Source organism: Candidatus Limnocylindrales bacterium (assembly GCA_035571835.1).
Lineage (GTDB): Bacteria > Desulfobacterota > Binatia > UBA1149 > CAITLU01 > DATNBU01.
Window position 1 is genome coordinate 72,817 of the sequence record DATNBU010000041.1, and the last position, 11,680, is coordinate 84,496.

The following is an 11,680-nucleotide window of genomic DNA, read 5'->3' on the forward strand; positions in this document are numbered from 1 at the left end:
CCGCCCGCTGGCTGATGCTCGACCGAGAGGCGTCCGTCGACGCTGCGCACGGTCCTGCACGCTTTAGCCTTCTCTACATTGCAGGTGATCGATCCTCGGAATGACACCAATGCGCGCGCACCCACGGCCGCGGGCATCGACGAGATCGAATGGAAATCAGTGAGCCTCCGGATTTCGGATCCTACGGACTCATTACTCCGACGAGCGCCGGTGTGGGAGCCCAATGCTTCTGGCTGTTAACCAGTAGATGCGCTTGCCACTTCGTGGTTAACAGCAAATGTTGTCCACTCTCACGATTCTCTCCCCGAAGTTGAGCCTGTGGCGCCCGTGAGCGTGACGCGCGGGTAAAGTGATCCAAAAGAAAAGCCTGCGCCACGTTCCCGCGGGCAGGCTTCTCAGTCTGAGAGCACATCGGCTCCAATGTCTCCGGAACAATCCGGAGTATCCTTCAGGTTGACGACCTTTTGGGAAAGTGCCGCAGCCAGGTCACGCTCGGCGGCACCGGATCTGGCCCGGTGGCGTTTCCATTTCTTACTCCTCGATCACCACGAGCAACCTCCTTGCGGTGCTCAATCTGCAAAAAAAACACATGACGCTAAAGCGTCATGTCGAGAGGTGCACTTCTGATTTGGCTGTGTCAATCGACGTCCTCTCTGAACTCGAATTAATCAGTTAGTTAGAGGTACCGCGGCTTGGTGTAGGCGCTTCCATCGTCAACACGTCCTGCAACTCGGCGTTTTCTGGTTGGATCCGGTAGGACCTAGGCTCGAGCCATCGCTCGAGTACCGAGCCTGTTAACCACTCGCCATACTCATTGACGGTTGGTTAACAGATTCTGTTAACCGCTGCCCCGACTCTCTCACCGGAGAGGCGTCCTGAGAGCGAAATTCGGCCTCGTCGTCATCAAAACGGCTCTCTCAGCCGCTGCCTTGGTTAACAGCGGGGCGTCGAGACGCTGCCACTCGAACCCGCAAACCCTCGCGACATCGCGCAGGTTTCGGGCCGCTCCTTGCGGGGAGGCGGCGCGGCTCATCCGCAGGGAGAGAAAGGGTCGAACCCGCAGAGAATTTATTCGCGGCGGAGGTGTTACCGATGTGTCCGGTATGAAATGACACCTATGTGACCGGGATAGACTTTAGAGGATTGGCTCAAGCGTATGTCGGCAAGATTCGCTAGAGCCCCTCGATTACCTACTACGCCATGGTAAGAGCGAGCTCGGCCGACGCGCAGCATCATAGGAGACTCGTGGACAAGGGTTAAGTTGAGTTGAAAGGTCTGATCGCTGGGGCGAGGCTCTTATTCAGAGGAGAGGGAATGGCTACCTACTTAACAATCGCGATCGGTCTGATCTGGGTCGCGAATCTGGTTTGTTTGCTCATGATCTACTCAGCGCGCAGTAGGATGAAGTCCGTACTCAGTCTTGATCAATTCTCGCTGCCTTCAAATCAGACTCTTGCCATATTGCAGAAGCACAGCCGAGCGAGCGAACATCTCCGAGGCTACATCGTAAACAACGCGCCGTGCCTAATGTTTCCTCATGGTGCGAGTATGTTTTCTCTCCTCATCACACTCGCCGGCTGGGTCTGCGTTGTTCTTACAATTCTTGCATTGATGAATCGAGAATGGACGCACGTGGCTGTGTTGGTCGCGACATGGCTCGCGTGCAACTTCTGTGGGTCAAGATTTAATCAGAATCTAATGTACGAAGAAGCGCTGAAAGCGATTCACATAGAGGACCGAGGGGTTTTCAAGACCTGGCTTGATCAATTCCATCGCGACTACAACGCCGCGAGATAGAATGCGGGCCGCTAGGCGATATGACGGACGCGGAGAGATGCGTAGTTCAGCCGGCGGCCGCGACGTCTAGGGTCGTTCCGCTAGTATACAGCCCACCCGGTCGATGGCGCACCGATAGCAGATCTTAACTAGTCTCAGGCTTCTCCTGCGAGAGAAGTCTTTGCAGAGGGGCGAAGATCCGTGAAGGTTTCAGTACACGGACGAATTACCCAGGACGCTGAAGGGCAAGACCAAGCGCCTTTAACCATCGGCAGAGCGCGGGAGAAGCGGACTATACTGTTGAAATTGAGCCCTGGGTACGATCCTGCGAGTTCAGAACCAACTCGACCGTTTGGCGAGGATGAATCGCCGATCGATGGACCGTGGGCGTATCGGGGATACTTGTTGCTGGTTGACGACGGAAGCGACGTGTCACTTGATGAAGCAAAGTTAAAGATTAAGCACGTCGTACTTAGCCGCGACAAAGGGTTCGATAAGATGCGGCGCGAGCTTGAGGCGCTTCAAAACGTCGAGAGAGTTGACGGGGCACGGCGCGAACGAATTCCCGATTCGGTACGGCTTTTCGTCTGGCAACGCGACCAAGGAAAATGTGTCCGGTGTGGATGCAACAGCAAGCTGGAGTTTGACCATATCGTTCCGGTGATCAAAGGCGGCAGCGGCACCGAACGGAACGTCCAGCTTCTGTGCGAGCAGTGCAATCGCTCAAAGGGTTCAGATATCTAGGTGCACCGGCGTCCTAGCGCCTGTTGACCAGCCGAAGCTCTCGATGCCGAGTCGGAATTCGGCCTGATGAGGCACCATACGGTGCTCTCAGCCGGAGTGCTGGTTAACTGCGTGGCGCCGAGTGTCAGCTAGTCGACCTCGCTCAATCACGCGCTAGCGGCGCGAAAGAACTTCGCAAACGACGCCAATAGCGCTTTCGGTTGATTGCTGCCGGGCAGATCCTCGCGCCCCAAGAGTACGTCCACGCTAACTTTGTAAAGGCGAGACGCTTTAAAAAGAATTTCAATCGGTAGCGTCCGCTGTCCCTTTTCAATCTGCGCAAGATAGCTATGGGAGATCCCGAGCTGCACCGCGGCGACCCGCAATGATAGCGCTCGCAGCCGTCGGGCGGCTTCGAGCTGTCCGCCGACGATCTGCCGGAGCTCTACCGGAAACTGAGACGAAAACTCACGCATTACGACGTTCATCCTCTGCCGGCACGTCCTCCAACGTAACCTGCGCTAATTCCGGAATGTCAAGTGACAGCATCTTGCTGCACGAATTTGGCCAGTGCGAACGGATCTGCTCGATTGCCCACTCTGCATCAATGATTGCTGCATTGATTTGAGGGCTGTCTCGCAACGGGAGGAGTAGATCGCGGACTGCTTGCAGATGTGCGAGATGTTCATCACGTCGGGACAGGACGGTCGCGATGCTTCTGCTCGAAGGCATTACGAAGAGGAGAAGTGTACGGCAATCGTTCAACGCCTTTGCCTGCCCAGTACGATTTGTCCACCACTGCTGAACGCGGACAACTATTTCATCGGCTGGGGCGCGCGCGATCTGCCATAACTCGAGTGAGCCGACGATAAGTAGGTACTCGACGCAGATTACGTCGATGGCATCACGGATCGGGTGGAGCACCAACGGCAACAGCCAGAATAGAGCGAGGTAGTGGAGGCCCACAAGGAAAAGTGCCGACAGTGCAATCCGTAGTTGTCTTGCGTGTAGAGCGAGCCAGACAGAAAACTGATTCGGCGAACCAATCGATTCAAGTTGCTCGTCGAACTTCCTAACCCACTCGAAGAAACCCTTTACATGTTGGGCTAGATCGACTGCATTACTCCCGGCCGATGCTGGATAGAAAGCTCGAAGTGTTCGTCTTCTGATCCAAGCTCGCCGGAGGAGTTTGCCAATCTCCAATACTACGGTGCCGAGTAGCGACGTCAGGATGGCTCCGACGACGGGGTGCTGCGTGTATAAGAAGTACGCGCCGTGAAGGCTTCGAGAGAGCTGGAAAAGCACCCAAGCCACGGCATACTCTGTACACAAATAGCGAACAGCGTGTCAAGCCCTTTCACCCAAAGCTTAGGCGGGAAGGGAACGTTAGGCGGACCGATAGGGCGCGATGTTGCCATCGGTCGCTCATAGTCACGCCACCGTCTGCGGCGATCACCGAGATTTTGCACCGGCTGTTAACCAGGCGCTCCGGGATTCGCGGCGTGGTTAACAGGTTCTATTAAACACTCTGCCGACTCTCTCCCCGGAGAGGCTCTCTGAGAGCGAAATTCTGCCTGGTCGACGTAAGAACGGCTTTCTCAGTCGCCGCCCTGGTTAACAGAGGGGCGCTGAGCTTCGGTAACTCGAACTCGCAAAGCCTCGCGACATCACGCGGATTCGCGCCGCTCCTGTAGGGAGGCAGCGCGGCCAATCCGCGGAGAGACATTTGGTGTTCAGAGGAGTTGGCTCGGCAGTGAATTCGGAAACCGAAACTCTCTGTCTCGGGAACTTGGCGGGTCGCTGGTCGGAGAGAATTTTGTCACCAAAAACGCGGGGGATTTTGTCACCAAAAACCGGGGGGTGCCGAGAAAATCAGTCACGGTTTCAGGTACCTGGGAGATTTGTTCTACGAAAATTCGCAGTGGCTCCTGGGACAGAATAGAAACCCGCAGTCATCTCGCTGGGGAATCCGGGAAACTCCGGGCGAGAGCGCTCGAACTGCCGATTTCCCGCAATGCGGCCCTCTGTCGGAGTGAAGGCTGTTTTGAGCACGACGCGCCGGGGGCGACATGAGCCTGGCCAAGCTGCGGTAGTCTTTGCAAAGGCACACTCTCATGACTGAAGCCGCAGATTTCAAGCGAGTGATCGACGCCTGTGTCGAGAAGCACCTGCGGAATTTTGCCGATCGCGCGGAGCGGCCCACTATCTTCCATTTTCTTCTCGAACTTCAGCAGTACTTGTTCGATCATCTTTGCAGAGCTTGCGACGTTCCGAATGGGAGTGAAGATCTAAAAACCTCATCGGGACTTCGAGCCGTAACGTATTTCTCTTGGGAACCGCGAGAACAGATATTCCAGGTTCGGCGAACCTACCCAACCGCGATGGATCTGATGTCCTATTCGGTATGCTACCCGGAATGGGGAGCAGTTGGAGCGATGTTAGATGCACTCCGCGAAGGGTCGGGAAGGGGCACGACACGATTCCCGGTCAGAGTATTCTCGCTTGATGAGTCAAGCTATTTCGAGCAACGCGCGCTGCCGTACCTGCTGGAAACTCAGAAGCTTAGATTCAATCGGATTATCGCGATCCCGGTCTTCTCGGAGCTTGGATATCAGCAATGGCGCTCGGAACGCATCTTTTTTTTTGAGAAGGAACTTTTGGGGATCTTTCTTGCCTTCGTCAAGTGCGAGAATGGGGAGGAAATGGAGATAGGCGAGTCTTTAGTCGAATCCATCCAGTACTTTTCGGAACGGGTAGGTAGGGTAGTCAACGAGCAGGAATCCAGGTTCACCAAGTTTGAGGAACAGGGTCGAGAATGGACGCTGTCGGATATTTGGAAGAGCGGTAAGGTTCGCGCGAATTTTATCTCGCTTCGTGTCGCCCCGCGTTCCGACGATCCACCCACCTCCATCTCTATCCGGTCCTTATCGGCCTTTCTGGTGCAATCACTGCGTGGTCGCTTCTATTTGGTCGAGGTGTCCGAAACGGGTGATGCGGGCCCTGTAACACTGTACGCTGCCCCATCGAAAGATCTGATCGACGAGTGCGGAGCGCATAACAATCATCTGCTGAGGACGTTTAAGAGCGACCTGGAGCGGGGGCTGCGCTCGATTGGAATGGTCAGCTCAGAGTTGAGCTATGCGACGATCGCCAAGAACTTTGACCTTCAGGTCGATTGGGTGCTACCAACAACAGATTGAGCCTAGCCTCTAGATTCAGGGCGTGCTCCCGTGAGCCGCGCACCCCACCGGGCGCAAGTTGCCGCCGAGACGTGTTTTCCGGACTAGTGACCGCGGTCGATCTGGCGAAGGCAGTAGTTCGCAACCTTCGCAAGGAAGGCATCGTCACAACCGCTGTGCGACTCTATGAATTCGTGAGCGGAGTTGTGGTCGTCCGCTGCCGCTGCCGCACACACGTAGATCCAGCGCTTCGAATCCGGCTGCGCACCGCTGCTTAGACGTGAGCGGAGGCCGGAAAGAAGATCACCATTCGCACCGTGCCATGCCTTTGTTTCGTGAAGAAACTCTGCCCAGTGCTCGCACACGAAACTGAAGAGAGCGTCGTGTTGCGCAGCCGAAAGGTCGGCGATGTCGAGCAGCCGCCAGAGGGCCGCATGTCGTACACTGAAGTCTGAAGAATCCCGCCAAAGGTTTCTCATGGTCTCTTGGACGCGCGTGTCATAGGAGAAACGGTGCAGAAGGTTTATGGCGAGAAGCCGCGTGCCAGGAGACTTGTCATTGCAGATTCGGAGGAGTGTAGGAATGTCGTCGGCGCTAATGAGTTTTCGGGCTGAATCGATCTCGGGCCGACGATTGACGGAAGCTGCTTCGGAACTTGTTACGTCCTGGTCGATCAGAAGTCGACGAACGATGTCTGCGATGTGCTCCATTGTGCTCTCCTAATTGCGTCGTTGACTACTGGAGCTTCCGAGTTGAAGCCCGATTCTTGTCAGGCCGCTTGTCTCGTGCGCGACGGTGTGGGTTCCTGTCGGGTCTCGCTGATTTCCGCCCGCAACTAGTTTCCTATCGTCGAAATCACTTGTGGAAGCCCAATCCCGACAGCATGACTGAGCCAGTACCGCACGGTCTTTTCTTCCTTGATAGTGCAGCGAACCCCACCGCCGCTCCTACGCAGAAAATCCCAAAGCGGTTCCCTGATTCGGTCGATCTGTTCCTGGGTGCCCTGCGCTGTGAAGATGCTCGCCTTCCCCCACGGCTTTGGAATGGTGCCTTTGAGCATTCCGATCTCACGCAGCTTCTTCAGTAAACGTGGGTCCGAGCGCTCTGAATCGAGCGTGACGTGAATTTCGCTCTCGCGGAAAGCTGATGGCGAAGGCGAGCTCATTTCGAGCCGGAAAGGGAGGGGGTTGGATCGATAGGGCGCTTGGGGGAGAGCTTCGCGAAACGTGACACACTCGCACTCGACGTACCCTCGGCGAATCGCCTGACCTTCGTCCAGTAGTGCGAAGACGAAATCGCTTACCTTTTTGTACTCCCGTGAGGAGAAGGTCTTGTAGGTGAGGTGATGGTCGTGGCAGAAGTCAGCGGCATTCGTCTCAAAAGTGCTCGGTTCCAGCGCGTACTCGACTCGCACGAAGCCCTCCGCGAGAAGAAGCTCCTCGAACGACGTAGCGGCGTCGATAGGATCGACGTGGATGTGAAATTCGCTTCTCGAAGCGGCTTGAGCGTGCGCAGACGTGTCCATGTTTGGTGTCTCAGTGCGCGCGAGCGCAGAGCAGAGCGTAATCCGGCAGCGGGCTCTCGCCACCAGCCGGCGAGCAAGAGGCGATTCCGAGTCTACCAAGCGACTGGGCGGACGCGACGGAAAATCCTGATTTGGTCAGGTACTGAAGGTACGTTTGCGGCCTGCGATGATACTTCACCACGTTATCGACCAGCCACGTGTGCGGGCGAGGTCCTTCGGTATTCCAGAGATCGCGTTTCTCGAATGGGCTGACGTTGGTTCCCAGTAGTGAAGTGATCAAGGGGTGGCTTACGGTCAGGACCAACGTGCCGTCAGGACGGATCCACTCCGAGCAACGGCGGAATACTTCATCAACGGGCTCGACATAGTGCAGCGCCAGCGAGCTGACAATCACGTCGAAAGGGCGGCCGCCCCAGCGGAAGTCCTCGATCCTTTGTTCCAGGATCTCCGCATGTGCGGTCGTGCCGAGTCGGGTGCGCGCTCTCGCCGACATCCGTGAGGAAGCATCGACGCCGACGACGAGATCCGCACCGCAGTCGAGCGCGTAGCGGGCGAAACCTCCCGTGCCGCAGCCGAGGTCGAGAATCCGTTTGCCCGCGAGCGGCGGCAGCAGCCGCCGAACCGCCGGCTGTTCAATCGTGTCGTTCTTGCAGCCGGCCTCGCTTCGATATCGAGCGTATGCCTCGAACATCTCGGGCCGATCATACAGAACGTCATTCATTTTTCCGCTACCTTGACCTTGGAGGCGTGCGCCGCCAGCACCACGTCATTTGTGTAGACGCTCTCGAGTCCCGGAATATTCTTCAACTCGCCGAATTCGTGGAAGACGGATGCGGTACTTGTCCAGGTTTCCTTCTTCATTACTCCGGCCGTCGCGGGATCCTTCGACAGGAGACGATCCTTGGTTACTTCCCACACCTTGATTTCGGAATCACGCTTCAGGTTGGGATTGTACTTCAGAACGATGTCTACAACCTCTGCCGCAGGCATGTCACGCGCGGTCTCGATCGATTTCAGCATGGCCCGTATAAAAGCCTCGATCTGAGGTCGTTTAGTTCTGAGCGTCTCTTCGCTGACGAAGACGACGTTGCCGCCCACGTCAATCCCGTAGTCGTGAGGATCGATCACGTTGACTGGGTAGCCCTTCATCTCGGCGACGATCGGCTGGTTCGAGATGTAACCCGCCGTCCATACGTCAATAGTCCCAGCGAGAAATGGCGCCAGATCCGCGCCGATGCTCACCTCCTGAAGCGACTTCCGGTCGACGCCTTCCTTCGCCATCAGCGCCTGGTAGACCGTCGCCGTATCCGAGCCCGGTATCCAGCCAATCTTCTTGCCAACAAATTGTTTCGGGCTGGTGATGCCGGAGGATTTCAGAGCGAGGAACACAACGCCGGACGACACATATTCCTCGGCGATTGCGACCACCGGAATCCCGTGTTGACGCGCGAGCAATATCTGCCCGTAGCTGGCCAATCCCAGGTCGTCCTCACCGACGGCTACGGATTTGATAGGGTCGATGCCGACGCCTCCTGGTCGTATGTCTACTTTCAGGCCCTCGGCCGCAAAGAGGCCTTTCTCCTCGGCGACTAGGTGGTGGGCGAAGGAGCTGTAGATGAACCACTTCAGGCGGAGAGAGATGTTTGCGGCTGGGACTTGTTCTGCAGCCGCGTTACCAGCGGTGATGAGCAGGGCCGCGAGGCTGACGAGTCGCACGAAGCGCCGGATTGACGGCAAGGCTCTGCAGTTCGATTTCATGACTTTGACTCCATGTAGTTTTGCAGTGGAATCTCCAACAGGCGTATTGCACTGAATGCTCCGATTCCGAGGAACGCGCTCAGGATCGCGGCGCCGAAAAGTAGCGGCGAGTTCAAATTCGCGGCCGCAATCATCATCGTAACTCCGAGTCCCTCTCTAGCTCCCGAATACTCGGCAATAAGGCTGCCGAGGACGGCCATCGGCGCCGCGATGCGAAGTCCCGCAACCGCAAACGGCACGCACCTCGGGAGAGAGAGTTTCACGACCGTTTGCCAGCGCGATGCGCGCAATGTGCGAAACAGGTCGCGGTCGGTTGGCGGGATCGCAGCCATTCCTTCGACTAAGGCGATCAGCATCGGGAACACCGCGACAATGGCAGCAAGCAGGATCTTCCCCTGCACACCGTAGCCGCACCAGATCAGGAACACCGGAGCCAGTGCGGCTACTGGAATGGACTTCAGTGCGATCGCCGCGCCGAGTACGGGCTTCAAAGTCCTCGGCTGCAAGCTGACGAAGATTCCGATTCCGAGTGCGACCGCAGCGGCCAGCAGGAACCCGGCGATCGCTTCTAGGGCGGATACGAGGGTCGCAGTCGCGAGAAGACTGCGCTCGGACACGACGGTTTGGAAGACTTCGATCGGTGTGGGGAGGAGATAGCTCGGGATCTCGAACAGCCGACAAGCCAGCGCCCATGCGGCGACGAACGCCAAGAATGTGAACAATCGAGAGGACATGCTTCCTACAACCTTACCTGCGACACGTCGCACGATTGTTGAAGCAAGGCGCGACCGAGGCGTCGCGCTTCAATGAGTTGAGGATGATCTGGATTTGCAAGGCGGTCCCGCCTCGGCAGATCAATGTCGATGGTGCCGACAATCCGGGCCGGTCGCTGGGAAAGCACGACGATGTGATCGCATAGAAGTGCGGCTTCGCTGATCGAATGCGTGACGATCGCCACGCAATTGCGGAATGTCTCATTCAGCTCCACCACAAGAGCATGCAGGGATTCCTTGGTGATCTCGTCGACCGAGGCGGTCCATTCGTCGAGCAGTAAAACGTCGGCCTTCTGGGTAAGGGCCCTGGCGATTGCCGTGCGCGCTTGCATGCCGCCCGAAACCTCTGACGGCCTGAATCGCTCGAAGCCTTTCAGCCCAACGGCTGCTAACACCTCCTCAGCGCGAGCGTGGCGCTCTCCGGAAGCGACCCCCTCGATCTCCAGTGGGAGAGCGACATTTTCGAGAAGGTTGCGCCACGGAAGGAGTGCGTAGTTTTGAAAAACGACGGCGGGCCGCGCGAACTGCGGAGACCGCCCGCCAATTAGGATGGATCCCTTCGTTGGCGCGTCCAGTCCTGCGATGAGTCGCAGTAGCGTGGTCTTGCCGCAGCCCGAGGGGCCAACGCAGCCGGTGATCTGGCCGGGGCCGATCTCAAGGCTGAGGTCGGCGATCGCTTCGAGGGCGCCCGCAGGGCCCTCAAAGGACTTCTTCAGTCCAGACACCAGTACGATTGGACTGGCAAGCGTCATTGCTCAGTCATCCAATGCGGCCCTGCTTTCGAGCAGGGGTTGCAGCTGGTGTAGCGACGGTTCCGTACGAAACGCGTGTGTTAGGTAAGTGTGACAGTGCTGAGCTAGATTTGCTCCGTCAGTCGGCAGCAGGATTTCTCCGCCGCGCGATGACCCAAGAGTCGAGGGAAACTTGGCGAAAAGCTTGTATTCGCGTCTGGGAAAGCGGCCGGTCGCGTAGTATCCGAATCGAAGACCGAGACACCAGAGCGGGCAATAGTCCGGCCGCCACAGCACGCAGTTCGCCATCGCTTCCCCGGACCCCGCTGCCTTCAGGTTTCTCTGGAGAATCTTGAACTGTTCATCGGGATCGAATTCCGGATAGTCCGGCATGGCGCTTAGGAAAGTCCGTACGGTACTCCTGCTCGGACGCACGTGCAGGAGTCTAGCGCCTCGCTGCAGCGCAGCAGCCAATACCGCCCCGATAGCGCTCCAGCCTTCGCGCGTGCATTCCAGCGGCGGCTCGGCCAATGAAAACACAACCACGAGGTCGTCGCGGTTAAGACTCGAATACAAGAATTCGACGCTTCTGCTGATTGTCAGGCTTCGCTTTCTTGGATCCTTTTCGGCGTCGCGTTCAACAATGAGCCTAGGATTTTCGACGAGAGATCGTTCGCCTGTCTTCTCGAAGCGGAAGTCCGTCTCTAGCTGTGCCTCATTGACGCCGAGAAGGACGGCAACAGCTCTCAACGTAGACTCGGAATAACGGTTTCGGGACAACTGCTCGCGAAACGCGCTCAGCTTCAGTTTCTCGTTGCTGCAGAAGTCCTCCTGCGTCCACCGAGCGACGGCCAACTCACGCTTTATCTGCTCTTTGAGGGGCGGACGGGGTTCCGGAGGAGTTCTCTTTGCCATTGCTGTTCCTGATGGGCCTCGCACTCGCGCCCAGTCGGCAAAACTGTCACGGCCTGCTTCCGCCGGCAACTTATTTATCCGGTCCAGTCAGTTAGTTAACCAAAAACATTGACGAGAAGTCGTACGCCCTGCTAGAGAAGGGCTATGCGGCGCACCGGCGGTAACCACGCAGCGAACAAGTCGATCGCAGTCCCGCCTGCGCGGGGCACCTGCATTGTGCTCGTGGTGGTTCCCTCCGGCGTTCCGCAGACCAGCAGGACGCCTGGCCATGGCCAAGCTACCGAAAAGGATGAGTTTTTC

11 protein-coding genes are annotated in these 11,680 nt (G+C 57.2%); 2 read left to right on the plus strand and 9 right to left on the minus strand.

Going from position 1 to position 11,680, the window contains the following annotated elements:
* Positions 1–2,205 precede the first annotated feature (2,205 nt).
* Entirely contained in the window at positions 2,206–2,520 is a 315-nt protein-coding gene (locus VN634_19625) for an HNH endonuclease (GenBank protein HXC53107.1), read from the plus strand.
* Positions 2,521–2,666: 146 nt separating this feature from the next.
* On the opposite strand, the gene VN634_19630 is transcribed toward VN634_19625, so the two are convergent.
* Both VN634_19630 and VN634_19635 read right to left on the minus strand, forming a co-directional pair.
* Positions 2,667–2,975: a helix-turn-helix transcriptional regulator gene (locus VN634_19630; GenBank protein ID HXC53108.1), complete on the minus strand. Its 309-nt coding sequence runs from the start codon at positions 2,973–2,975 to the stop codon at positions 2,667–2,669.
* Positions 2,968–3,813, minus strand: coding sequence for a hypothetical protein (locus VN634_19635; protein HXC53109.1), 846 nt, complete (start codon positions 3,811–3,813; stop codon positions 2,968–2,970). Before VN634_19635 ends, VN634_19630 begins: the two co-directional genes overlap by 8 nt.
* Before the next feature lie 800 nt (positions 3,814–4,613).
* Between VN634_19635 and VN634_19640 the strand changes: the two genes are divergently transcribed.
* The gene (locus VN634_19640) at positions 4,614–5,699 is read left to right on the plus strand and encodes a hypothetical protein (protein ID HXC53110.1); all 1,086 of its coding nucleotides are present in this window, start codon (positions 4,614–4,616) and stop codon (positions 5,697–5,699) included.
* Between the two features lie 83 nt (positions 5,700–5,782).
* On the opposite strand, the gene VN634_19645 is transcribed toward VN634_19640, so the two are convergent.
* The 7 genes from VN634_19645 to VN634_19675 form a co-directional block, all read right to left on the minus strand.
* Positions 5,783–6,388, minus strand: coding sequence for a hypothetical protein (locus VN634_19645; protein HXC53111.1), 606 nt, complete (start codon positions 6,386–6,388; stop codon positions 5,783–5,785).
* Positions 6,389–6,513: 125 nt separating this feature from the next.
* Positions 6,514–7,203: a hypothetical protein gene (locus VN634_19650; protein HXC53112.1), complete on the minus strand. Its 690-nt coding sequence runs from the start codon at positions 7,201–7,203 to the stop codon at positions 6,514–6,516.
* A gap of 10 nt (positions 7,204–7,213) precedes the next feature.
* Positions 7,214–7,924, minus strand: a complete 711-nt coding sequence (locus tag VN634_19655) for a methyltransferase domain-containing protein (protein ID HXC53113.1) — start codon at positions 7,922–7,924, stop codon at positions 7,214–7,216.
* Positions 7,921–8,961 carry an ABC transporter substrate-binding protein gene (locus VN634_19660; protein ID HXC53114.1) on the minus strand — a complete coding sequence of 347 codons (1,041 nt, stop codon included), beginning with the start codon at positions 8,959–8,961 and terminating at the stop codon, positions 7,921–7,923. The genes VN634_19655 and VN634_19660 overlap by 4 nt, the downstream gene beginning before the upstream one ends.
* On the minus strand, positions 8,958–9,683 hold the full coding sequence (locus VN634_19665; GenBank protein HXC53115.1) for an ABC transporter permease: 726 nt from the start codon (positions 9,681–9,683) through the stop codon (positions 8,958–8,960). The genes VN634_19660 and VN634_19665 overlap by 4 nt, the downstream gene beginning before the upstream one ends.
* Positions 9,684–9,700: 17 nt before the next feature.
* Positions 9,701–10,486 (minus strand): ABC transporter ATP-binding protein, encoded by a 786-nt coding sequence (locus VN634_19670; protein HXC53116.1) that lies wholly within the window; start codon positions 10,484–10,486, stop codon positions 9,701–9,703.
* Between the two features lie 3 nt (positions 10,487–10,489).
* Positions 10,490–11,380, minus strand: a complete 891-nt coding sequence (locus VN634_19675; GenBank protein ID HXC53117.1) for a hypothetical protein — start codon at positions 11,378–11,380, stop codon at positions 10,490–10,492.
* Positions 11,381–11,680: the final 300 nt, after the last annotated feature.

Excerpts from the sequence above, each read along its gene's own strand:
- VN634_19660 (HXC53114.1), bottom strand. The coding sequence starts at position 8,961 with ATGAAATCGAACTGCAGAGCCTTGCCGTCAATCCGGCGCTTCGTGCGA.
- VN634_19630 (HXC53108.1), bottom strand. The coding sequence starts at position 2,975 with ATGCGTGAGTTTTCGTCTCAGTTTCCGGTAGAGCTCCGGCAGATCGTC.
- VN634_19670 (HXC53116.1), bottom strand. The coding sequence starts at position 10,486 with ATGACGCTTGCCAGTCCAATCGTACTGGTGTCTGGACTGAAGAAGTCC.
- VN634_19675 (HXC53117.1), bottom strand. The coding sequence starts at position 11,380 with ATGGCAAAGAGAACTCCTCCGGAACCCCGTCCGCCCCTCAAAGAGCAG.
- VN634_19655 (HXC53113.1), bottom strand. The coding sequence starts at position 7,924 with ATGAATGACGTTCTGTATGATCGGCCCGAGATGTTCGAGGCATACGCT.
- VN634_19640 (HXC53110.1), top strand. The coding sequence starts at position 4,614 with ATGACTGAAGCCGCAGATTTCAAGCGAGTGATCGACGCCTGTGTCGAG.
- VN634_19650 (HXC53112.1), bottom strand. The coding sequence starts at position 7,203 with ATGGACACGTCTGCGCACGCTCAAGCCGCTTCGAGAAGCGAATTTCAC.
- VN634_19645 (HXC53111.1), bottom strand. The coding sequence starts at position 6,388 with ATGGAGCACATCGCAGACATCGTTCGTCGACTTCTGATCGACCAGGAC.